The following is a 23123-nucleotide window of genomic DNA, read 5'->3' as shown; positions in this document are numbered from 1 at the left end:
TCCTACACACATCGCAGCTCCTCTAAGCCTACCTAGAATCCGACCGCGCCGAGTTAAAGCTATACCCCACGTTGCGAACCGTCGTAATCAACTGCTCATGGTCAGGGCCCAACTTGGACCTCAGTCGGCGAATATGTACATCAACCGTGCGCGTACCACCGTAGTAGTCATAACCCCACACCTCAGAGAGAAGCTGGGCACGCGTAAAAACCCGCCCGGGGTGCTGCACCAAAAACTTCAGCAACTCAAACTCTTTATAGGTCAGGTTCAGAGGCGATCCCTGCAAACGAGCCGAATACGAGGCCTCATCGACCGTGATACCACCGGCCCGAATCACCGTGCTCTCAGGCTCAGGCTCCTCAGCCACATGCGCCGTCAGCAACCTCAAACGGGCCTCAAGCTCAGCCGGACCCACCGACTCAAGCACGATATCGTCCACCATCCAGTGCGACGCAACAGCAGCCATACCGCCCTCGGTAAGCACCATGAACAGCGGCGTAGTAAAACCGGCCCCCTTCAAGAGCTGGGCACAGTTACGGGCCGCCACCAACTGCTCACGGGCATCCACCAAGACCACATCGGGCCCAGCAGCCTGCACCATGGACGGCGCAGCGCCCAGAGGAAGAACAGATATCTGATGAGCCAACAACCCCAGCGACTGAGTGACATCGGCGCCATCGGTCGCAGAATCACTCAATACGACAATATGCAGCACGCTCATACACTCCCTAGAACAGGTCAACTCAAGCACCAGTATAAAACGCAGGCCACAGACGTTGATAAACAGGTTCGTAATACGGGAAGATAAGAAGAATGCCGGAACCCACACCACCGGCCCACCACACAGCGAGATGAAACCCCAGAGTGACGACTAAAGACCCCACCCACACCCGAGCTATCCGCACCTTCGTCCCCGAGCTCACCAAGCTCCGCCGGGCCAGGCAGAAAACCGTCTACGAAGGGCCCATCGGGCGCATCGGCGCAACCCCCCGATCTCGCTACACACTGGTGGCGCTCTCAGCCCTCGTCACCCTCATAGCCCTGGTCATCACCGCGGCTACCTCACCCGACCTCGCAGCACTCACCGGGCTGGGCGCCGTCCTTCTCATCGCTGGCGGCTGGCCCGCAGCCACCGGCATCGCCGAACTGCGCGGACGTCGCCGCATCACCTCCCACTCCGTCATCGTGCTGGTATCGGGCGTAGCTTCCCTGCTCTACTCCTGGCTCAACACCGGCGACTCACCTCTGGCCTTCCTACCCGCCATCGCCGCGGTGGGCGTGGTCGCAAGCTTCATGGCAGAACTTGCCCGTGGCGAAGGCGCAGTGGGGCGCCTGGAGTCGGTCATCAGCTGCGTCTCAGGTGTGCTGGCCTCGGTATCGGTGGCAGGCTGGGTGGGTCTAGCCATCCTGGCCAGGGATGTTGAAACCGCCTACCCCGTCATCACCATCGGCCTGGCCGTTGGCCTGCTGCTGGGTCTTATCGGCATCCGGGTTGTTTCGGCAGGCCCCAAGGAAGGGCCCCGCCGCGGTGCCGTCACCCTGGGCGTAACACCTGTAGCATTTATCGGCGTCATCGCCTATGTGTGTGCGACTTTCCTCACTCGCGTGGTAGGGTAGCGGTATGAGTATTCTTGCACTTGAAATTTTCTTCCTTGTCCTTCTGGGCCTGGCAGGTCTGGCTATCTTCACCTGCATCGGTTTCGTACTCACCGGCCTCTTCCGCGGCCAGAAGTAAGCAACCCACAGGCTTATCAGCACCGGCCCCGCGCACTGTTGCGCGAGGGCCGGTTTTCTTTATGCCCTAAAGCTTGACCAACAGGGGAGTAGGGGAAAGCGGGCGGCAGGGGCGCCCCTCTGACGACTAACCTTCTTGCTGATTCGCTGGTGCGAATGAGCAATTCATGCCAGCCCCAGCCAGTCGTCTGTCGGGACGCCCTGCCGCCCGCACATCTCCCGCACTACACTGGTGTGTATGGCTATTGAAATTCCCACCAACCTTACCCCCGAACTCGTGCCCTTCTCCTGGCTGCTGGGCGCCTGGGAGGGTACCGGCTCCCTCTGGTACGAGGGCTCAGAATCAACCCCTTTCGGGCAGATTATTACCTTCAGCCAGGACGGCCTGCCCTTTATCGAATACCGCGCCGAGAGCTTCCTGCTCGATGACCAGGGCCAGAAGCTACGCACCATCACCGTTGAGACCGGCTTCTGGCAGATTGACCGCCCCCAGATGGACGGCGACGTCGGGCCCGGCCTGGTGCCTGCAGATGTGGTTCCCGTGCACCAGGACGCCGAGTCCGTTGAGTCCCTGCGCAACGAGGACGGCGGCTTCAACCTGCTGGCTACCATCGCCCACCCCGGCGGCCTGACCGAAAACTACGTGGGCATGATTAAGGGCCCGGTGGTGCGTATGCAGACCGGCAACATGCTCAAGGACGACATCACCAAGGACTATGCCGGTTCTGTACGCCTCTGGGGCCTGGTCAACGGCAACCTGATGTGGGACTGGGAAACCGCTAACCCCGAAACCCGCAAGCTTGAGAAGCACGCCTCGGCTGAGCTGCGTAAGACCTCGTCCATGACCGGTGAAGACCTGGGTGCCACCATGTTCGGCGGCGAAAACCTTGCAGGTGACCAGTAGTGACTGCCTACCGTAGCCCCCTGCTGTCTCGCCCGGGTGCTTTTGCGGCGTCCGGGGCGGACGCCGGGGTCGCTGCCCATTACGGCGACCCGGTTGCTGAGCAGCGGGCCCTGGCCCGCCGTACCCGGCTTACCCTGGTTGACCACTCCAACCTGGGCGTGGTGACGGTTGCGGGTGAGGACCGCCTGAGCTGGCTGACCACCCTCTCAAGTCAGATCTTAGCCGGGCTGGGGGAGGGGGACTCTACCGAGCTTCTGCTGCTGACCCCGCAGGGCCGCATCGAGTTCTCCGCTTTTGCTGTTGAGAAGGACGGCTCGGTCTGGCTGATCACCGAACGGGACCAGGCCGCGCCCCTGGCCGAGTATCTGAACCGCATGAAGTTCATGCTGCGCGTTGAGATTACCGACCGCACCGAAACCTACGCGGTGCTGGGTTCCACCCTTGACCCGCGCGAGGTCGATGGGGCGGACGCCGTGTTGGCAGGCGGCATCGTCTGGACTGACCCCTGGGGCGCTGGTATCGCCCCCGGGGGCTACACCTACGCGTCCGCTGGGGAAGGGGAGCACCCGGCGTCCGCCTACCGCCGCTACTTGACCATCGTGCCCGCCCACCGTCTGCTGGATACAATCGAGGGGGCTCAGCTGGCCGGGGTTTGGGCTGCTGAGGCCCTGCGCATTGAGGCCTGGCGGCCGCGCGTGGGCGTGGACTCCGATGAGAAGACCATCCCCCACGAGCTCGACCTGCTCCGCACCGCCGTGCACCTGGAGAAGGGTTGCTACAAGGGCCAGGAGACCGTGGCCCGCGTGCATAACCTGGGGCACCCGCCCCGCCGCCTGACCTTCCTCGACCTGGACGGTTCCGAGCACACCCTGCTCGCTGCCGGTTCTGCCGTGATGAACGGTGAGAAGAAGGTGGGCACCGTAACCTCGGTGGCCCTGCACCATGAGGCTGGGCCTATCGCCCTGGCCGTCCTGAAGCGATCGGTTGACCCCGCCGCCACCCTGCACGTGGTGGACGGGGGAGATACGGACGCCGACGGCAACCCCGCAGCCAGCCAGTACGCTGCCGCCCAGACCGTGATTGTCGCTCCGGACGCCGGCCAGGTGGCAGGACGCCGGAACATGGGGGACTTTCTGCGCTAGGGTTCTCTGAGCTCGCACCACGGTAGACACAGCACAGACACGGTAAAGCAAGCGCCGATAAAAACGACTGCCTCCCCAAGAATTCTTGGGGAGGCAGTCGTTTCTAGTGTGAGGCGTGTGGCCTAGCGGCCGAAGAGAACCTTAGCCTCTTCGTAGCGGTGGACCGGAACGGTTTTCAGGCCGTTGAGGGCCTCAGCGAAGTCAACGCGCTTAATCTCGGTGCCCTGCATGGCAACCATCTTGCCCCACTCCTTGTCGTGAATCATATCGACAACCTGGATGCCCAGGCGGGTTGAGAGCACACGGTCAAAGCCGGTGGGGGCGCCACCGCGCTGGATATGACCCAGGGTGGTGTTACGGGTTTCAATGCCGGTGATGCGCTCAATCTCCTGCGCAACCCAGTCGCCAATACCGCCCAGGCGGGGGCGGCCGTCCTTCTCCTGGCCCTTACCAGCCATCACATCGTCGAAGCCCTCGGGGATGAAGCCCTCAGCAACAACGATCAGGGGGGAGCGGCCGCGGTCGTGAACTTCCTTGACCCAGCCAGAAACCTCTTCCATCGAGACTTTGACCTCGGGAATCAGAATAGCGTGAGCGCCACCGGACATGCCGGAGTGCAGGGCAATCCAACCAACGTGACGGCCCATAACCTCAGCGACCATGGCGCGGTGGTGGGACTCGCCGGTGGTGCGCAGGCGGTCCAGAGCGTCGGTTGCGATAGAAACTGCGGTGTCGAAACCGAAGGTGTAGTCGGTTGCCTGCAGGTCGTTATCGATAGTCTTGGGCACACCAACCACGGGCAGGCCCGCGTCCGCCAGGCGCTTAGCGCCAGCCAGAGTACCCTCGCCACCGATAGCGACAATAGCGTCGATACCGTTGCGCTCCATCATGATCTCGATGTTCTCGGGGCCACCCTTAGGGCCATCGAAGGGGTTAGTACGGGAAGTACCCAGAATGGTGCCACCGGTACGAGCCAGACCACGAACCTTGGTACGGGGCAGATCTATGAAGTCGCCTTCAACAACACCGCGCCAACCGTCGCGGAAGCCAACGAACTCGTCACCGTAGGTCTTGACGCCATTAAGCACAGCGCCACGGATAACAGCGTTCAGGCCGGGGCAGTCGCCGCCGGAGGTGAGTAGACCGATCTTCATGGAGAAACTCCTTGTGTTATTCCTGGTGGGGAATGATGGTGGTGACCCTGTTGGGTTTTTGCCCGTTTAGGCAGTCCAAAGTGTGGGTCTTTGTTGGTTTCTATTGTAGTAAAGAGGGGTTGTGTTGGGTAGCTGTGGGATAGGTTGCGTTGTATGTTTTCAACCTCGCCGTTAGAGTCAGTGATGACTTTAATGTCGGGTGAGGTAGTAGGTTCGGACGCTCCGGATATTACAGATAGCGCGGCATATGAACCTTCGCAAGCGACCCTCTCGCAGCTTCGCTTCGCTCAGATGCGATTCACGCCAGCCGCCGAGCCAGCTTGCTTTCGGTTCATATGCCGCGCTTACTTGGTACCTCCATGGGGTACGCAGGACGCCCCTGGCGCCGACTGGCTGGGGCTGGCATGAATTGCTTGTGAGCGCCAGCGAACCAGCAAGAAGGTTAGTCGGCAAAGGGGCGTCCTACGTACCCGAATCAGGCAAATCACTGCGCGGTTGCCAGCAGCTTCTGCATGCGGGCTAGGCCTTCGGCGAGGTCTTCATCTCCCAGGGCGTAGGACAGGCGCAGGTAGCCGGAGGGGCCAAAAGCCTCACCGGGTACAACCGCTACTTCGGCCTCTTCCAGGATGATTTCGGCAAGCTCGGCAGAGGTCTGCGGGGTCTTGCCCGCAATGGTCTTGCCCAGCAGGCCGGTGACGTCTGCGTAGGCGTAGAAGGCGCCCTTGGGGGTGGGGCAGTGGACTCCCTCGATAGCGTTAAGCCCCTCAACGATGGTCTTGCGGCGGCGGTCGAAAGCCTTGTGCATCTCGTTGACAGCGTCCAGGGAGCCTGAGACAGCTTCAAGTGCCGCCAGCTGAGCAATGTTGTTGACGTTAGAAGTCATGTGTGACTGCAGGTTGGTTGCCGCCTTGGTGATGTCGGCGGGGGCAATCATCCAGCCCACGCGCCAGCCGGTCATGGCGTAGGTCTTTGCAACACCGTTGAGAATGACGGTGTTCTCAGCCAGGGCGGGCACAGCCTTGATGATGGAAGTGAAGGGTACGCCGTCGTAGGTGAGGTGCTCGTAGATTTCGTCGGTGAGCACGATGATGCCCTTCTCCAGCGCCCATTCGCCAATGGCCTTGGTCTCTTCGGGGGTGTAGACCGCGCCGGTGGGGTTAGAGGGGGATACGAAAATCAGGGCCTTGGTGGCGGGGGTGTAGGCTGCCTCCAGCATGTCGGGGGTGACCTTGTATTCCTTGTCGGCTCCCGCGAAGACTTCGATGGGGTTGCCGCCAGCCAGGTGGATAGCCTCGGGGTAGGTGGTCCAGTAGGGGGCGGGCAGGAGCACGTCGTCGCCCTCGTCAATCACGGTGGCAAAGGCCTGGTAGACGGCCTGCTTGCCGCCGTTGGTCACGATGACCTGGGAGGCGTCGATATCGATGCCGGAGTCACGCTTGGTCTTCTCAACGATTGCCTGCTTGAGGGCGGGCAGGCCCGCAGCCTGGGTGTAGCGGAAGTTGGCGGGGTCCTCAAGAGCCTTGCGGGCGGCGTCCACAATGTAGTCGGGGGTGGGGAAGTCAGGCTCGCCCGCACCAAAGCCGATCACTGGGCGTCCTTGCGCCTTGAGGGCCTTAGCTTTAGCGTCAACGACGAGGGTGGACGAGGGGGCGATAGCGCCAATGCGGCGTGATACGCGGGCAGTCATGGGGGAGGTTCTCGCTTCCGTCCTATGGGCAGGACCGTTGGGTTATGGCAAAAAGGGTGCGGACGCCAGCGCGGCGGCTGGCACCTACCCCTTAAATCATAGGGTGGGCGGGAGCCTGGAGAGGGACTGGCGCGCATCAAATTGCCAAAGCAAAAAATATGTTCTACAGTAGATAACGTTGTTCGCAACCGAACAGCTTTAGGTTTGTACCCGCAAGGGTTTCAAGCCTCCTTGAAGGGGTAACCTTCAAAGGGCGGTGGCTCAATTGGTAGAGCAGCGGTCTCCAAAACCGCAGGTTGCAGGTTCGAGTCCTGTCCGCCCTGCTTCAAGCCTCACAGGTTTATTTGTCAATCGAACAGTTCATGTTCATGATGAGTCTAGAAAGGGGCGGGCCTACCATGGCTAAATCAATCGCCGCCAGGACCGCCGATTCTGAAGAACCAGGCGCAGAGAAGAAGCTGGGCTTTTTCGGCCGTATTTTCCAGTTCTTACGCGAAGTTATCGCAGAACTCAAAAAAGTCACCACCCCCACCGGTAAAGAACTGGTGCAGTACGTGATTATTGTTCTTTTCTTCGTTACTTTTATGATGCTCTTCATCTCGGGCCTTGATTACGTTTTCGGTCAGGGAGCCTTCTGGATTTTTGGTAACGGTATCAGCTAGAAGCACGAAGCTAGGCCGATGGCGGCCTAACCCGTAGAATCTTTTGTGTATGTAGGGCGTGCGCGCCTTCAAGTAAACCCCAATGACGAAAGCAGGAAAGCGTGTCCGAGCAGGAAGTTGCACCTGAAACCGAAGAGGTCGTAGAACCTGCAGAGCAGGCAACCGAAGAAGGCCACGAGGCTGTTGAAGTAGCAGCCGCTGAGGTCGTCGAAGAAGTCACCGAAGCTGAAGAAGCTGGCGAGCCCGCCGTTGACCCGCTCGAAGAGTTCAAGGCTAAGCTGCGCCGCCAGGAAGGTGAATGGTTCGTCATTCACACCTACGCCGGCTACGAGAACAAGGTCAAGGCTAACCTCGAATCCCGTGCCCAGACCATGAACGCTGAAGATGACATCTTCGAGGTTCAGGTCCCCATGGAAGAGGTCATGGAAGTCAAGAACACCACCAAGAAGCTGGTTCGCCGTGTGCGCGTCCCCGGCTACGCTCTGGTGCGTATGAACCTGACCGACGAGAGCTGGGGCGTTGTGCGCCACACCCCCGGTGTAACCGGCTTCGTTGGGCAGGACGCCTACAACCCGGTTCCCCTGCGCCTCGATGAAGTTGTCGACATGCTGGCTCCCGTCTTTGAAGCTGAGCAGGCAGAAGCAGGTGCCGCCCCCAAGGCTGCTCCCGCTGTTGAAACCGGCTTTGAGATTGGCGAGGCTGTCACCGTTAAGGAAGGCCCCTTCGAGGGCATGCCCGCAACCATCTCAGAGATCAATGCCGCAGCCTCATCAATGGTTGTGCTGATTTCTGTCTTCGAACGCGAGACCCCCGTGACCCTGAACTTCTCACAGGTTACCAAGATGTAAAACCAGCTTGTCTGGTCAAGGACCGCCCCGCTTGATGTGGGGCGGCCCTTTTGTTTTGTTCAAAAGTGGGGGAGTCTATCGTGAGGGTGTTTGCACAATCGGCCTAACCCCGCACCTGCCCGCCTGTGAGCAAACACCCAGGGGTAGGCGTCCGCCCCGCAATAGCTTTAAAGCTCAGACCGTACTAAGATAGAAGACTGTATGTGCGCACCCACGCCGGTGCGCCCCTACACGGTGCTACCGCCGCCATGGCAGCACCACCGCCCGGTGCATACTCCTGTGCGCCGGTCCACCAGCTAAGAAAAGGACCAAACACAAATGGCTCCCAAGAAGAAGGTCGCAGGCCTCATCAAGCTGCAGATCCAGGCAGGCGCCGCTAACCCCGCGCCCCCCGTTGGCCCCGCACTCGGTGCACACGGCGTCAACATCATGGAATTCTGCAAGGCCTACAACGCAGCCACCGAATCCCAGCGTGGCAACATCATTCCCGTAGAAATCACCGTCTACGAGGACCGCTCCTTCACCTTCATCACCAAGACCCCTCCTGCAGCGCAGCTCATCAAGAAGGCCGCTGGCGTTGCTAAGGGCTCCGGCGTACCCCACACCCAGAAGGTCGGCTCACTGACCCTGGACCAGGTCAAGGAAATCGCCCAGACCAAGATGGAAGACCTGAACGCTAACGACATCGACGCCGCAGCGAAGATTATCGCAGGCACCGCCCGCTCCATGGGCATCACCGTCGAAGGCTAAAACCCTTTCACCCCGCCCACCGCGGGGAACCGAGGTTCACACCTCACCCAAAGACAATTGTTAGAGTCTCCCACTCGGGAGGCATGTGGCAGAGTCGAGCGCGGCTCACCAAAGACCACACCTGCAAAGGAGAAAAGCAGATGGCAAAGCGCAGCAAGGCGTACCAGGCAGCTGTAGCCAAGATCGAAGCGGACAAGCTCTACGCACCCGCCGAGGCTATTGCAGTAGCAAAGGACATCGCGGCAGACAAGCCCAACTCAACCGTTGAAGTCGCACTGCGACTCGGCGTTGACCCCCGTAAGGCAGACCAGATGGTACGCGGTACCGTTAACCTGCCCAACGGCACCGGTAAGACCGCCCGCGTTGTAGTTATCGCAGCCGGTGAAAAGGCTGAAGTAGCAGAAGCAGCTGGCGCTGACTTCGTTGGCTCAGACGACCTGATCGCAAAGATCGCTGGCGGCTGGACCGACTTCGACGCAGCAGTTGCAACCCCCGACATGATGGGCAAGGTTGGTCGTCTGGGTAAGGTTCTGGGTCCCCGTAACCTCATGCCCAACCCCAAGACCGGCACCGTTACCATGGACGTTGCTAAGGCAGTTGCAGATATCAAGGGCGGTAAGATCGACTTCCGCGTTGACCGCAACTCAAACCTGCACTTCATCATCGGTAAGGCTTCCTTCACCGCTGAGCAGCTGACTGAGAACTTCGAAGCAGCTCTCGAAGAGGTTAACCGCCTCAAGCCCTCATCAGCTAAGGGCCGCTACATCTCAAAGGCAACCATCGCCACCACCTTCGGTCCTGGCGTTCCCGTTGACCCCTCAACCGTAGCCTAAGTTTCTTAGACCCTAACGGTTATTCAAGGCAGGCTCCCCGCGCATATGTGCGGGGGCCTGCCTTTTTGTTGTGGCGGGGAGGCGGGGCGCGGGCGAAGCCAGGGCAGGGTGCGCGGACGCCCGGGCCTAGATTTTTCAGGCCCAGCCGACTACTCTTGTGGTCAAGAGCACACCCCTTTCAGTGATGAATGGAGGCCCCGCCCCGTGTACCGTGTTGCTTACTTCCCTTACCCGCGTCTGTCCGATCTGCCTGCCTATCGCACGGAAAACTCGCTCTACCCCGGCCTTCTTGCCCTGCAAGAACCGGTGAGCCAAACCGTCTTTCTCTACCGCCTCGAAACCCTGTATGAGGGGGACTTTCCCACCGACTACACCATCTATAACTACGCCGGTGGCCCCTTCGAGAGCGAAATGCGCATCAATATCTCTGCCCTGTACTCTGCAGAAGAACGCGGGGACGGCGAGCCGATGTATCAGTTTGAAGCCCACTCCCGCTTCGAAGACCGCGCTGGAAAGCTTATCTCGCAGGGGCTACTGACCTGCACCGGAGAAATCCGCTGGGACGAACAAGACCCTGGCCACTGGCTACACCCGCAGGTGAAAGCCCTGATGGAGTACCTAGCTCAGGCCCCGGCCAAAGCCCCTGAGACCATCGAAGAAGGACAGGTTATCACCTGGGACCTGTCGCAGCTTCTGAGCGAAGAGCTGACCATCAACGAACATAACTTCGAGCGCCACTTGCCCCACTGGTTCGCAGTCGAGCACAGCGAAGATTGCACCTGGTACACAGAGCAGGTCGCACAGCAAACCGACGACGAGGAACCCCTGCCACTCCTTAACCGTCTAGTACAGGTCGTCCACCCCGATACGGTAAGCGACAGGCCAGCCCACTCGGGGGAGCTTGCCCCTAGTATTGGCTATACAGCGAAGATTTATAGAGGGGGCGGCGTCCTCAAATGGGGCCGAGACTTGGCACCCACGGTGTGGGGTTGTGAAGCTGAGGCGGGGCTGCTCCCCGGGCTGAGCGGTGAGAACCTGCCCGGTGCTATTCGAGACCTGGTGGAACAAGGGGAGATTATCTACCCCGATGACCGTATTGAGCAGGCAGGAGGCTAACTGCTTCCCTAACGAGCGTGCGCCTTATCGTCGAGCGTGCCGCAGACAGATGCACGCTCAGCGATAAGGCGAATCAGGGTTGCGCTGTGGTGGGAAGGCTGCGGTCAGGGCTTACCGTGCCGCCGTCGGGCATAATAGAGGTCATGACCAGCCTCGCCCTTACCATCACCGGCCTGACCAAGCGGTTTGGTGCGTCCGCCGTGCTTGGCGGCATTGACCTGACCGTGCCCGGTGGTAGCCTACTTTCCCTGGTGGGGGAGTCGGGGTCGGGCAAGTCCACCCTGCTGCGCATTATTGCCGGGCTGGAACAGGCGGACGCCGGTCGTGTGCTTTTCGGCCACCGGCCGGTGGGCGTCGGGGGAGGCACCCGCTTCAGGGGCTTGGCCAAGACCCGGCAGGCAGGGGCCGTGCCGGTGGGGTTCGTCTTTCAAAAGCCCGTGCTCTACCCCCACCTGAGCTTGGAAGAAAACATCCTCTTCGCCCAGCGCCTGCGCGCCCAGGAGCGGCTGGATCGCGACCACTACCTTTCCCTCGTCGATACCCTGGGGCTGGGGGAACACCTACATAAGAAACCGGATCAACTATCGGGTGGCCAGGCCCAGCGCGCCGGTATCGCCCGGGCCCTGGTGCGTAAACCCACGCTGGCTCTCTTCGACGAGCCACTCTCCAGTGTGGATGAGCACCTGAGCGAAGCTATCCGCGCAGACCTGCTCACTCTGCACCGCCAGCTGGGATTCACGGGTATCTACGTCACCCACACCCCCGACGAAGCCCTCGCTATGGGGCAGCAGCTTGCTGTGCTAGAGGGCGGACGCCTAGCCCAGGTCGCTGCCCCGGGGCAGGTACTGGCCGCCCCGGCGTCCGCGCAGGTCGCCCGCCTGTTGCACCCGCTCTACAACGAGCTAGAGGTAGAACGGGGCGGGCAAGTAGTGCCAGCCGGTATCTCTGCCCACGGCTTTGAGAGGGCGGACGCTGCTAGCCCGGGGGCTCTGCCGGTGCGGGTGCTGGGCGTGCTCGCTCATACGGCAGGGAGCCGTTTTAGCCTTGAAACCACACGGGCGGTAGAGCTGTCGCACCCGGAAGGTGCCGTGACTATTTCTGCCGGTAGCCCGCTCACCGCCGTGCTACCAGCAGTTCCCCACGATGAAGGGCAGTGGTTGTCTCTGGCTCTTCGCGAAGGCGCTTTGCACTGTTTCTCAGGGGAGAGCTAGTTTGTACCATGCACTGACCAAAAAACCTGCCTCATCTGGTTCGCATACGGTACAAAGGTGGATAGAAGCGGTGGTTTTAAGTGATTAAGCACCCTTAATCCCGGTTTTAACTTGCCAGGGCCCCGCAAGCCGTGGTTAGATGAAGTAACCAAAGACCGCCGGTCTGTGCCTTTTACAGGTGCGATAAGGGCTAACCAGCCCACCTGCGTAGGTGCCGATAACAGAATACAAACCAGTTTTTGCTGGGCTTGTATTATGCCTCGATGCCTGCGCGTCGGGGCATTTTTTTGTTGGCCTGGCGGGATAAGAACTGGAAGGAACACCATGGCAACACAGGATAAGATTGCTGCCGTCTCTGAGATCAAGGAACTCCTTGAATCCTCAAACGGCGTAATTCTCACCGAGTACCGTGGTCTCACCGTTGCACAGATGAAGGAACTTCGTCGTGCACTGGGTGCTGAGACCGAGTACGCCGTGGTAAAGAACACTCTGACCGCTATCGCGGCTAAGGAAGCTGGCATCGACGCATTCGATGGTCAGCTCCACGGCCCCAGCGCAATCGCATTCATCAAGGGCGACTTCATTGATGCTGCGAAGGGTCTGCGTGACTTTGCCAAGGCTAACCCCCAGCTAATCGTTAAGAGCGGTTACTTCGAGGGCGAAGCTCTCGACGAAGCTGGCATCAACAAGTTTGCAAGCCTCGAATCACGCGAGGTACTTCTTGCAAAGGTCGCAGGCGGCGCAAAGGGCGCAATCGCAAAGGTTGCTCGCACCGTTGACGCTCTGCGTATCAAGCTCGAAGAGCAGGAAGGCGTAGCACCCGAGGCCGAGTAATCGCCTCGTCTCTGCCCACCGCACAGACTTCGGCCCACTCGCCTGGGCCACCCCACAATTTTCAAGCTCGCAGGCTGAAATACTGAGGCTTGCAACTGAATCAAAGAAGGAGCCAATCTCATGGCTAAGCTTTCAATCGAAGAACTCATTGAAGCATTCAAGGAACTGTCACTCGTTGAGGTTTCCGAATTCGTTAAGGCATTCGAAGAAGAATTCGACGTAACCGCAGCTGCTCCCGTTGCTGTTGCTGGTGTTGCTGGCGGCGACGCTGGTGCTGCTGAAGAGCAGTCAGAATTCGACGTTATCCTCGAATCAGCTGGCGACAAGAAGATCGGCGTTATTAAGGAAGTTCGCGCCCTCACCTCACTGGGTCTGAAGGAAGCTAAGGACCTCGTTGACGGCGCTCCCAAGCCCGTTCTCGAAGGCGTTTCCAAGGAAGACGCAGAGAAGGCTAAGGAAGCTCTCGAAGGCGCTGGCGCAACCGTCACCCTCAAGTAAGTTTCTTACTTTTCTTATCTTTGGCGCAGGGGCGGCACCCGTTACGGGTTGCCGCCCCTGCGGCTTTTTGTTTAAGGACGGACGCTGCCCCACCTCTTCCCCTGCCTGTTAGTTTTAGTTAGGCTGGGGGCATGGGCAAGACTCTGATTCGTGCATTCTGGTGCCTGTCGCTGGCCGGTGCTCTGGCCTGGCTGGCTATCCTGGTGTGGCCGGGGCACCCGGTCACCGCCTGGCTGACCACCCGCCTGGTCATAGCCCAGGCCGTCGCCTTCCCCACCCTGCTCGTGGTGGTCGGGGCGGGCGTCCTGATTGTGGCACTACCAGTGGCGCTGCGCCGTACAACCAGCGGAGCTACCCGCGTCCTTGCCGGGCTGACGGCGGTAGCCTGTGCCGCCTCTAGCCTGCTGGCTGTCACCGACCCCTACGGGGCAGTGCGCTACCAGGCGCGCGGGGTGCCCTCCATTGGGTGCGTTGATATGCAGCTCTATCGGGTTACCACCTACAACGCCCTCGATACCCTGACCGACCAGTCCCTGGCTCGGCTGCTGGCCGATGAACCGGATTTCCTGGTGTTCCCTGAGGTCTCACCCGATACACCCGCTCTTGCTGGCGGCGTTCCCGGCTACCAGGTATTCGCCTCCACCAGCGGCAAGGCTCATATCGCCCCCACCCTGACCCTGGTGAGCGACCGGCTGGGCACCTACATGGCTCAGGAAGTGCCCATGACCTTCGGCGCCCTGATGCTGGCTCCTGAAAATGACGATACCGGCCACCCTTCACTACTGGCGGTGCATACCGCCCCGCCCGTCCCCTCCTACATGCAGCAGTGGCGCGATGACCTGGCAACAATTGACCGGTTGGCTCGCAACGAGAATCGCCCCAACCTAATTGCCGGTGACTTCAACGCGACCCTGCTCCACGGCGGCCTGGCCAGCTACGCGGGGGTGCGCTCACAGCTGGGTGCGGACGCTGCCCTGGCCACCTACCGGATTGAGGGCACCTGGCCAGTCGGCGGAGTACTAGGAATACGGGCCCCCATCGATCACATCATGGTGATGCAGGGGCCACCTGCTGGTGGTGAAGAAGTGACCTACCAGCAGGTGGGCGATTCTGACCACCTGGCAGTAAGTGCCGTCGTAGACCTTTGCAGCTAGGCGCGTGGGCTAGCCCATATCATAATCTGGAAGATTTGCCGGTCTGCCCTGCACGCTGCCGACCTAAGACCTGGGGAGAGGGCAGGGGGTAAGCTGGATATGACTAACGATTGACAGACCCCGCTATCGCACCCACCCAAGGAGCCCCGCGTGACTAAGCCCGGACGTCCGGACGCCGCCGAACTGCTCGCAGCCGCCGAGCAAGCCTATACCACCTACCACGAGCAGGTGCGCACCGACCCCGACTACCCGGCCCTACACCTGGCACCGCCCGTGGGCCGCCTCAACGACCCCAACGGGCTGATCTATCATGAAGGTACCTATCACGCCTTCTACCAGTACTCACCCGTCCACCCCACCCGCGCCGTCTTCTGGCGCTACGCCACCAGCGACGACCTCACCCACTGGCAGGACCGCGGCACTGCCATCGCCCCCACCGACTGGTTCGATAAGAACGGCTGCTACTCGGGCTCGGGTTTCGTGGGCGAGGACGGCACCTTTGAGTTCTTCTACACCGGCAACGTCAAGGACGCCGACGGCAACCGGGAAGCCTACCAGGTACTCTTTACCTCACCCGACCAGGGCAAGACCTTCACCAAGCAAGAGGTCTTTATCAACGGCCCCGAAGAGGGCTACACCGCCCACTACCGCGACCCCCACGTAATTGAACGCGAGGGCACCTTCTACGCCGTCATCGGCGCCCAGCGCGAGGACGAAACCGGTGCTGTGGTGCTTTACTCCTCACCTGACCGCCGCACCTGGACCTTCGACGGGGAGCTCACCTTCTCGGACCCCGCCCTGGCCAACCTGGGCTACATGTACGAGTGCCCCGGCCTGATTCAGCTACGCGACGAAGAAACCGGCGAGCTTAGGGACGTGCTGATTTTTAGCCCCCAGGGTATGGAGGCCGACGGGGAGAAGTACAACAACATCTTCCAGACCGGCTACATCGTGGGTACCCTCACCGGCACCCAGTTTGAGGTCACCACCCCCTTCACCGAGCTGGACGCCGGTACTGAGTTCTACGCCCCCCAGTGCTTCCACGGAGTGGGGCAGGACGGCTCCCACGCCGTGCTCCAGGGCTGGTTCGGCAACGCCGACCAGGACGACCACCCCTCCTGGGACAAGCACTGGGTGCACATGCAGACCTACCCCCGCCGCCTCACCCTGCGTGCTGGCCGCGTCTACCAGAACCCCGTGGAGCAGCTTGATAGCGCCCTGGCGCCCGCCCCTGTTGTGCCCGCAGCTCACGGCGAGATTGCGGAACTGGCGGACGCCCGCGTCTGGCGCTTGCGCGGTGAAGTAGCGGTAGCCGAACCCGTGCAGATTATCGCGGAGGACGCGGCGGGGCAGGCCCTGGCGCTGACCCTGAGCGAGGACGGCGCCCACCTGGATCGTACCGGCAGCCGCTACACCGTGGGCGGGGCAGAGCGCCACCGCACCCTAGAGCACAGCGCTACCCGCACCTTCGACCTGCTGGTTGATGCCTCCGGAACCGAACTCTTCCTCGATGGGGGAGCCGCCGTCTTCTCATCCCGCGCCTACTTCACCGGAGCCAAACGAACCGTCCGCCTGGTAGCAGATGAGGCGGCCGTACTGAGCCTTGAAGCTGCCTGGCTTGTAGAAGACTAGGGGAGAGGAGCCGGTGCCTTAGTGCAGGGGGCGAAAAATTTTCCGTGACCTGGCACCGGCCGGGCTCAGCAAGACCTGTCTCACAGGTTGCCGGCGGTGGTAGGCTGGTGGAGACGCCGCACACAGCGGCCCCATCACTCCCAACCACTATGAGGTGACAACCATGGCAGGCTTCTTCAAAAAGCTCTTCGGCGGTAGCGACGACACCGCAGGGCAGACCCCCGCTCCCGCAGCTACTCCCGCCGCAGCACCGTCCGCCGCTGGCGCGTCCGCTCTGACCGCCCACATGAACGGTACCGTTGTTGAGCTTGCCGGCGTGAGCGACCAGATGTTCGCCTCCGGCGCCCTGGGCCCCGGTGCCGCTATTGAGCCGACCGCAGGCGTGGTTGTAGCTCCCGCAGACGGTGAAGTAACCGTTGCCTTCCCCACCGGCCATGCCTTCGGCATTCGCACCGCAGACGGCCTGGAAATCCTGATTCACGTGGGCTTCGATACCGTGGAGCTGGACGGCAAGTTCTTTGACCCCAAGGTTAAGAAGGGCGATACCGTCACCCGTGGCCAGGTGCTGGTGGAGTTCGACCTGGAGCAGGTCAAGGCCGCAGGCTACCCCGTAACCACCCCGCTGGTTATCACCAACGCCAAGAGCTCTGTCGCCGACCTTGCCGTAGCTAATGCAGGGAGCGATGTAGCAGCCGGTGCTGACTTCATCACCGCAGCTCGCAAGGGCTAAAAACAAACGTTGAGATAGGGTCGGCGGCCACCTAACACAGGTGGCCACCGACCTTTTGTAAAGGGCTGTTTTTGCCCCTTTTTTTGGTGTTAGTATGTCAAACGATTGGCATGTTTATTTTGCGGTAAACATCATCATTCGCGCCGAGGCTGAACCAACCACATAGGGGGAGCCAGGCCCATACACCAAGGAGAAGACATGGATCATAAATCCGTGGCTGAGCGAGTCCTCACCGCCGTTGGCGGAACGGACAACATCGCAGCAGGCGCCCACTGCGCCACCCGCCTGCGGCTGGTGCTCAAAGACATGAACGTCATCAACCGGGCTGCCCTGGACAACGACGAGGACCTCAAGGGTACCTTCAACAACTCCGGCCAGTTCCAGATCATCGTGGGCCCCGGCGACGTTGACGAGGTCTACAAGCATATGGCCGTAGCCGGCATGAAACAGGTCTCAAAGGACGAACTCAAGAACGTAGCGGCGGACCAGGGCAACCTCTTCACCCGCTTCATCAAGGTCGTCTCAGAAATCTTCCTCCCGATCATCCCCGTACTGGTCGGTTCCGGTCTGCTCATGGCACTCAACAACGTGCTGACCGCACCCAAGATTTTTGACCCCGAGCTCTCCCTCATCGAGATGTACCCGGCCTGGACAGGCTTCGCCGAAATCGTCAACCTGCTCTCAGCAGCGGCCTTCGCCTTCCTTCCCGTGCTCGTCGGCTTCACCGCCACCAAGGTCTTCGGCGGTAACCCCTACCTGGGTCTCACCATGGGCGCTGTCATGGTCTTCCCCTCCCTGGTCAACGGCTACAATGTAGCTGCCGCCCTGCAGGACGGCACCATGACCTACTGGGACGTCTTCGGAATCCAGGTGCAGCAGGCTGGCTACCAGGGCACCGTCCTGCCCATCATCCTGGTTGCCTTCATCTTGGCCAACGTTGAGAAGTTCTTCCACAAGATTCTCAAGGGTGTTATCGACTTCATGTTCACCCCCACCCTGACCCTGCTGATCACCGGTTTTGCCACCTTCATGCTGGTCGGCCCGCCCATGTTCAAGCTGGGTACTATGCTGGGTGACGCTATCAACTGGCTCTACACCACCGCTGGCCCCGTAGGCGGCTTCCTCTTTGGCCTGATCTACTCACCGATCGTCATCACCGGCCTGCACCAGTCCTTCCCACCCATCGAACTCCAGCTCTTCACCCAGGGCGGCTCCTTCATCTTCGCTATCGCCTCCATGGCTAACGTCGCCCAGGGCGGTGCCGCCCTCGGCGTCTACCTGACCACCAAGGACAAGAAGATGAAGGGTCTTGCCGGCGCCACCGCGCCCTCAGCCTTCCTCGGCATCACCGAACCCGCCATCTTCGGCGTCAACCTGCGTCTGCGCTGGCCCTTCTACATCGGTATGGGCGCCTCAGCTGTAGCCTCAACCCTCATCGCTATCTTCGGCATCAAGGCCATGGCTCCCGGTGCCGCAGGCTTCCTGGGCTTCCCCTCCATCAGCACCGAAGCCGGCTCAGGCTGGGCAGGCTTCGCCATCGCTATCGTGACCTCAGCCGTCCTCTCCACCGGTGCCTCCTTCATCTACGGTAAGCGCGCCTTCGCCGGCCAGGTTGCCGAAGAAGAAGTTGAAGCCGCCACCCCCGCCGCTACCGCTGCGTCTGTAGCTGCCCCCGCGGCGTCCGCCCCCGCAGCTGCTACCGAAGGTTACGAACTGACCGCCCACCTCAACGGCACCGCCGTCGAACTCTCAGCGGTATCAGACCCCACCTTCGCCTCCGGCGCCCTGGGCCCCGGCACCGCCGTAGAACCCACCGAAGGCAAGCTCTACGCACCCGCCGACGGTAAGGTCACCGTAGCCTTCCCCACCGGCCACGCCATCGGCATGCGCACCGACAAGGGCGTAGAAGTCCTCATGCACATCGGCTTCGACACCGTCGAGCTGGACGGCAAGCACTTCACCCCCAAGGTCGAAAAGGGCCAGGAAGTCAAGCGCGGCGACGTGCTCGTCGAATTCGATATGGCCGCCATCAAGGCCGCAGGCTACCCCCTGACCACTCCGCTGGTCATCACCAACGCCAAGAAGACCGTTGACTCAACTGCTCTTGCAGTTGCTGCAGGCTCAACCGTGGCCGCAGGCCGCGACAAGCTGGTCAGCGTAGCCGCTAAGACCGCAGCCGTCTAAAATTTTCTTGGCGAAGAAAACCCGCCCCGTGCCCGTCCTGATAGTAAGGACGCGCGCGGGGCGGGTTTGTTTGCGCTATACCAGTACGGGGGTGCCCCTACATCTTGGCTCGTGACCCTCTTGCTCCTCGCCCGGGGGCTCGTCACAATTCACGCCAGCCCCGAGCCAACGAGCTGCGATGCAGGGGCACCCCCTCTGTAGAAGGCGCAAGGGAGTCTCTCTCGAGATACTTCGAGGCAGGGTAACCTTGAAAGGTAACACCGTACCCAGGAGGATTCCATGCCCGAGCAAACCTACGACTTTACCGTGCGCGAAGCGACCGAAGCTGACTACCCCGGCGTGATTGAGGCGCTGACCAATGCCTTTGAGCACGACCCGGTCATGAACAAGGCCATGGGCGGGGACGGCCGCACCGAAACCGTCCGCGGGCTTTTTGAGTTCCAGCTGCGCACCACCTACGCCCCGAAGGGCACTATCGATATCGCCGTCACCGCCGACAGCAAGGTGCTGGGCGCTGCCCTCTGGCTCTCGCCCGAGGCCCAGAAGGGTAACCTGCTGGCCGACATTAAGGCCCTGCCCGACTATTACCGGGTGCTGGGGAGGGGGCTAGCCCGTGCCACCGTCACCGAGTTGCGCCTGCTAGCGGCCCGCCCCAAGTTCGACCACTGGTACCTCTACACCATCGGTGTGCACGAGGACGTCCGCGGGCACGGCATCGGCTCCCACCTGCTGGATTACCGTCGCGAGCGCCTGGGGAGGTACCCGCCTACCTGGAGGCCTCTACCTACCGATCAGCCTCCCTCTATGCCCGTCACGGGTTTGTTGAGCTCTTCCGTTTCAAGGGCGGCAAGCCTGCCCTGGGTATGTTGCACCCGGCACCGGTGACTCAGGTGTCGCTTCACGACCACTATAGAAGCAAGTAATATTCTTTTTTTCTCTGTTCAGGGGCGCGTGAGCGTGCAAGAATACTGTTGTTTGCCGGGCTGTCTGTTTATCCCCCCCCATAGGCGGCAGTCGGGGTACTACCGCTACCACCGGTAGCACCGGGCAGGCACTACACACGCAACACGGAGAAAGAGCACCCCCATGCCCCTTTTCACGCTGCCACATACCCGAAAAGTCGCCAAGGCGCAGCTTGCTGCTGTCACCGCGGTGACCCTGCTTGCTAGTGGCACTGCCTATGCAAGAGCAACCGAAACCCCCGATGCTACGGGAACCTACCAGGCCGGGCAGACAGGCGATAGCGCCGCCCTGGTCAAAGAGACCGACCGCTTGATAGTGACCTTTGCCGAGGGCACCACGACCGAAGAGCGCCAGACTATCGTTGACAGCGCACTTGAAGATACCGGGGCCCTTGAGACGGCAGAGGTGGTCAAAGAGTCTGTGGGCGAGGACGCCACCATAGGCGTGATTGAGGCCGAGCAGCAGAGCGCTATTGAGGCGCTAACGGCTGGGGCTATGCCTCGGACATCGCGGACGGTATAGCCTGGGCCTCCGGCAGGAACGTGCCCGGCGCGCCCCGGAACGCGACCCCGGCAACCGTCGTCAACGCGTCCTTGGCCTGGCCTTCTGATACCTGCCCGGCTCCCCTCGACGCCGCTATTAAGGGAGCATACTCCCGGGGCATTATGGGCGGGCCGGACCGCCTGGGCTTCTCGTCCACATCAGAAATCGCTTTGAGCGGCGGTGGGGTAGTGCAGTTCTTCCGCAAGGGCGGCAGCCTGACCGCTATCTACTGGCACCCGGTGCACGGTACCCGCAGCGTGTCGGGTACTGGGGCTTTCTACCACTACTGGCTAGCAAATGGCTACGTCAGTCGTCTGGGTTACCCGGTTACCGATGAACACCTGGGGCAGACGGACGTATGCACCTGCGGTTTTCGTCCGGCGCTCACCTGACCTGGAGCGCGTCCGAGGGGCTACGCCGGGTGCGCTAGCTTATGTCACCGCGCTCTCTGCCCAGAGCAGGGAGCGGGTGCTCGACCCCTCATGAAGGCTCACCGGTAGCACATCGCTGCCGGTGAGCTCTTTTTCTTCGCCGTTCATAGCGTGCATGAGCTGGGCGACAGCCCGCTGGGCCATTGCGTCGATGGGCTGCACCACGGTGGTCAGCTCGGGTAGGAGAGCTCGGCTGGTTTCGGTGCCGTCAAAGCCGATGACCTGTAGGTCCTGGGGCACCTGTCGCCCAGTGGCACGGGCATAGCTCAGCACCATGGCTGCGTAGACGTCGTTTGAGGCGAAGACAGCATCAACCTGCGGGTGCTTGTCGAGGTAGGTGAAGATGCGCTCGCGTTTGGTGGCCTGTGGGGTGGTGAAGCCTAGTTCGAGGATATGCGGGGCGTAGCCGGCTTCGGTGACCGCTAGCTGGTAGCCGCGCTGGCGGGCGTTATCGAGGGAGATGGTTGAGGTGATGTGCAGGATATTGGTGGCCCCGCTGTCCAGGAGCAGGCGGGTGGCCCGGTAGGCTCCGTCGAAGTTGTCACAGCTGATGTTGGGGCCCTGTCCGGTGTGCTGCCGGTCGATGGTAATCAGGGGAGCACCCAGGTGGGGGAAGTTGGCGACGACCTGGGAGTGGGCGCCGGTGATGACGCCATCGACCTGGTTGGCTATGAGCATATCGAGGTAGCGCTGCTCTGATTCGGGGTGGTCGTTGCTGTTGCAGAGAATGGTCTTGTAGCCGATGTCGGCCAGATGGGATTCGATGCGGTAGGCCATTTCCCCGTAGAAGGGGTTGGCGACGGAGGGGAAGACTAGGCCGATGAGTTGGCTTTTTTGCCCCTGCAGGGAGCGGGCGATGGCGTTGGGCCGGTAGCCGAGCTGCTGCATGGCGTCGAAGACTTTGCCGCGGGTGGTTTCGGAGAGGTAGCCCCGGTTGTTGAGCACGCGGGAGACTGTGGTGGGGGAGACGCCTGCCAGCGCAGCGACATCGCCGAGTTTTGGTTTGGGCACGCGGGGCTCCGGTCTGTTGGGGTGGGATCGGGCTGTTCTCAATTATAGGGCCTGTCTAACAGGCGCTGAGAAGTGTTGAGCTGTGTGACGGGGGCGGTTTGCGCTTGCGCTGAGAGAGGGGTCGGGAAGTGGGATTAGCGGGGTAGGGGGAGGTAGCTGACGGTGCTGCCTGCTGCCGCACCAGCCGGCGGGATGAGGGCCAGGGCGTCGGCTGTGGCGAAGGAGGTGAGCATGTGGGATTGGGATTTGGTTAGGGGAGTGAGGGCTGCCTCGTGGGGTGAGGGGCTGAGGCTGGCGGGTAGCAGGCGCAGGTCGTGTTTGCGGTAGCCGGGTACCTCATGGGTGAGGACACCGCTGGGCAGGTCAGCCAGGGGAGCTGCTCTAGTGCCGGTGAGCCAGGGGGTGAGGTAGGAGTAGAGGGCGGTGTAGGCGGCCAGCGGGTTGCCGGGCAGGCCCAGGACGAGCGGTGCTGCCGGGTTGCTGCTGGCCCGTAGGTGGGCGGCCAGCGCCGGGTGGCCTGGGCGGATGGCGACGGATTCGAAGAGGTAGCTGGCCTGAAGGTCGTGGAGGGCGCAGCGCACCCAGTCGGCGGCGGAGGTTGAGGAGCCTCCGGTGATGAGGAGTAGGTCAGCGTGGGTTGCGGTGAGCCAGTCGGTGAGTTTGGCTTTGCTATCGGGCAGCTGGCAGGTGCTGGTGACTGCCGCCCCGAGATCTTCGATGATCCGAGGGAAGGCTAGGGAATAGGTGTCACGCACCTGGCCGGGGCCGGGGAGACCCGCGGTAATAATTTCGTTGCCAGTGTAGGCGATAGCCACGGTGGGGCGGGCGGTTACGGTCAGGGTGTCGAGGCCAAGGGTGGCGAGGGCGCCGAGGTGCCGGGCGGTGATACGGGTGCCCGCGGCAAGCACACTGTTGCCTGCGGGGAGTTCTTCACCGGCGCGGCGGATGTCGGCCCCCGGGGTGGGGTAGCCCTGTCCACTAAAAAAGCGGGAATCGGGGCTGAGCGTGTTGCCTTCTCGCAGAGCGTGTTCCTGGCGGATGACAGCTTCGGTACCGGGGGGAATGAGCCCGCCGGTCAGAATGGGGGTTGCCTGGCCGGGGG

At 61.6% G+C, this 23123-nt stretch carries 23 protein-coding genes and 1 tRNA gene; 19 read left to right on the top strand and 5 right to left on the bottom strand.

The genetic code is table 11. The annotated features are described in order from the left end of the window. Nucleotides 1-28: 28 nt before the first annotated feature. Nucleotides 29-715 carry a response regulator transcription factor gene (locus E4U03_RS06010; RefSeq protein ID WP_135012444.1) on the bottom strand — a complete coding sequence of 229 codons (687 nt, stop codon included), beginning with the start codon at nucleotides 713-715 and terminating at the stop codon, nucleotides 29-31. Nucleotides 716-864: 149 nt separating this feature from the next. Between E4U03_RS06010 and E4U03_RS06005 the strand changes: the two genes are divergently transcribed. The 3 genes from E4U03_RS06005 (at nucleotide 865) to E4U03_RS05995 (ending at nucleotide 3780) form a co-directional block, all read left to right on the top strand. Next, entirely contained in the window at nucleotides 865-1617 is a 753-nt protein-coding gene (locus tag E4U03_RS06005) for a hypothetical protein (protein ID WP_135012442.1), read from the top strand. A gap of 355 nt (nucleotides 1618-1972) precedes the next feature. Then, complete coding sequence (locus E4U03_RS06000; protein WP_135012440.1) at nucleotides 1973-2638, top strand: FABP family protein; 666 nt, start codon at nucleotides 1973-1975, stop codon at nucleotides 2636-2638. Next, on the top strand, nucleotides 2638-3780 hold the full coding sequence (locus tag E4U03_RS05995; protein ID WP_245207678.1) for a YgfZ/GcvT domain-containing protein: 1143 nt from the start codon (nucleotides 2638-2640) through the stop codon (nucleotides 3778-3780). Before E4U03_RS06000 ends, E4U03_RS05995 begins: the two co-directional genes overlap by 1 nt. A gap of 122 nt (nucleotides 3781-3902) precedes the next feature. On the opposite strand, the gene E4U03_RS05990 is transcribed toward E4U03_RS05995, so the two are convergent. Both E4U03_RS05990 and E4U03_RS05985 read right to left on the bottom strand, forming a co-directional pair. Then, nucleotides 3903-4934, bottom strand: coding sequence for a 6-phosphofructokinase (locus E4U03_RS05990; protein WP_135012431.1), 1032 nt, complete (start codon nucleotides 4932-4934; stop codon nucleotides 3903-3905). Between the two features lie 484 nt (nucleotides 4935-5418). Continuing rightward, nucleotides 5419-6621, bottom strand: a complete 1203-nt coding sequence (locus E4U03_RS05985; RefSeq protein ID WP_135012429.1) for a pyridoxal phosphate-dependent aminotransferase — start codon at nucleotides 6619-6621, stop codon at nucleotides 5419-5421. Nucleotides 6622-6871: 250 nt separating this feature from the next. Between E4U03_RS05985 and E4U03_RS05980 the strand changes: the two genes are divergently transcribed. The 16 genes from E4U03_RS05980 (at nucleotide 6872) to E4U03_RS05905 (ending at nucleotide 20971) form a co-directional block, all read left to right on the top strand. Further along, nucleotides 6872-6944, top strand: a tRNA-Trp gene (locus E4U03_RS05980). A gap of 75 nt (nucleotides 6945-7019) precedes the next feature. Next, the gene (secE, locus tag E4U03_RS05975; RefSeq protein ID WP_135012427.1) at nucleotides 7020-7283 is read left to right on the top strand and encodes a preprotein translocase subunit SecE; all 264 of its coding nucleotides are present in this window, start codon (nucleotides 7020-7022) and stop codon (nucleotides 7281-7283) included. Between the two features lie 101 nt (nucleotides 7284-7384). Then, nucleotides 7385-8131 (top strand): transcription termination/antitermination protein NusG, encoded by a 747-nt coding sequence (gene nusG, locus E4U03_RS05970; RefSeq protein WP_135012425.1) that lies wholly within the window; start codon nucleotides 7385-7387, stop codon nucleotides 8129-8131. Nucleotides 8132-8449: 318 nt separating this feature from the next. Further along, nucleotides 8450-8881 (top strand): 50S ribosomal protein L11, encoded by a 432-nt coding sequence (rplK, locus tag E4U03_RS05965; RefSeq protein WP_135012423.1) that lies wholly within the window; start codon nucleotides 8450-8452, stop codon nucleotides 8879-8881. Nucleotides 8882-9021: 140 nt separating this feature from the next. After that, entirely contained in the window at nucleotides 9022-9714 is a 693-nt protein-coding gene (gene rplA, locus E4U03_RS05960; protein WP_135012421.1) for a 50S ribosomal protein L1, read from the top strand. A 204-nt stretch (nucleotides 9715-9918) separates the two neighbouring features. Then, nucleotides 9919-10830 (top strand): hypothetical protein, encoded by a 912-nt coding sequence (locus E4U03_RS05955; protein ID WP_135012419.1) that lies wholly within the window; start codon nucleotides 9919-9921, stop codon nucleotides 10828-10830. Nucleotides 10831-10973: 143 nt separating this feature from the next. Next, complete coding sequence (locus tag E4U03_RS05950; protein WP_135012417.1) at nucleotides 10974-12041, top strand: ABC transporter ATP-binding protein; 1068 nt, start codon at nucleotides 10974-10976, stop codon at nucleotides 12039-12041. A gap of 324 nt (nucleotides 12042-12365) precedes the next feature. Next, nucleotides 12366-12875 (top strand): 50S ribosomal protein L10, encoded by a 510-nt coding sequence (rplJ, locus tag E4U03_RS05945; RefSeq protein WP_135012415.1) that lies wholly within the window; start codon nucleotides 12366-12368, stop codon nucleotides 12873-12875. 120 nt (nucleotides 12876-12995) lie between these two features. After that, on the top strand, nucleotides 12996-13373 hold the full coding sequence (gene rplL / locus E4U03_RS05940; protein WP_135012413.1) for a 50S ribosomal protein L7/L12: 378 nt from the start codon (nucleotides 12996-12998) through the stop codon (nucleotides 13371-13373). Nucleotides 13374-13504: 131 nt separating this feature from the next. Beyond that, nucleotides 13505-14527, top strand: a complete 1023-nt coding sequence (locus tag E4U03_RS05935) for an endonuclease/exonuclease/phosphatase family protein (RefSeq protein WP_135012411.1) — start codon at nucleotides 13505-13507, stop codon at nucleotides 14525-14527. A gap of 150 nt (nucleotides 14528-14677) precedes the next feature. Beyond that, nucleotides 14678-16159, top strand: a complete 1482-nt coding sequence (locus E4U03_RS05930; protein WP_135012409.1) for a glycoside hydrolase family 32 protein — start codon at nucleotides 14678-14680, stop codon at nucleotides 16157-16159. A 163-nt stretch (nucleotides 16160-16322) separates the two neighbouring features. After that, nucleotides 16323-16889, top strand: a complete 567-nt coding sequence (locus tag E4U03_RS05925) for a PTS sugar transporter subunit IIA (protein ID WP_135012407.1) — start codon at nucleotides 16323-16325, stop codon at nucleotides 16887-16889. Nucleotides 16890-17087: 198 nt separating this feature from the next. Continuing rightward, entirely contained in the window at nucleotides 17088-19073 is a 1986-nt protein-coding gene (locus tag E4U03_RS05920) for a sucrose-specific PTS transporter subunit IIBC (RefSeq protein ID WP_135012405.1), read from the top strand. A gap of 279 nt (nucleotides 19074-19352) precedes the next feature. Then, the gene (locus E4U03_RS05915) at nucleotides 19353-19958 is read left to right on the top strand and encodes a GNAT family N-acetyltransferase (protein ID WP_135012403.1); all 606 of its coding nucleotides are present in this window, start codon (nucleotides 19353-19355) and stop codon (nucleotides 19956-19958) included. A gap of 201 nt (nucleotides 19959-20159) precedes the next feature. Beyond that, nucleotides 20160-20558, top strand: a complete 399-nt coding sequence (locus E4U03_RS05910) for a hypothetical protein (RefSeq protein WP_135012401.1) — start codon at nucleotides 20160-20162, stop codon at nucleotides 20556-20558. A gap of 20 nt (nucleotides 20559-20578) precedes the next feature. Next, complete coding sequence (locus tag E4U03_RS05905) at nucleotides 20579-20971, top strand: LGFP repeat-containing protein (RefSeq protein WP_135012400.1); 393 nt, start codon at nucleotides 20579-20581, stop codon at nucleotides 20969-20971. Between the two features lie 39 nt (nucleotides 20972-21010). On the opposite strand, the gene E4U03_RS05900 is transcribed toward E4U03_RS05905, so the two are convergent. After that, entirely contained in the window at nucleotides 21011-22021 is a 1011-nt protein-coding gene (locus tag E4U03_RS05900; protein WP_135012398.1) for a LacI family DNA-binding transcriptional regulator, read from the bottom strand. A 134-nt stretch (nucleotides 22022-22155) separates the two neighbouring features. Continuing rightward, nucleotides 22156-23123 (bottom strand): molybdopterin molybdotransferase MoeA (locus E4U03_RS05895; protein WP_135012396.1); only part of this gene is annotated, 968 nt, incomplete at its 5' end.

Origin of the sequence: Rothia nasimurium (assembly GCF_004569295.1) — a bacterium.
GTDB lineage: Bacteria > Actinomycetota > Actinomycetes > Actinomycetales > Micrococcaceae > Rothia > Rothia nasimurium_B.
This window is presented reverse-complemented; position numbering and strand designations above follow the sequence as displayed.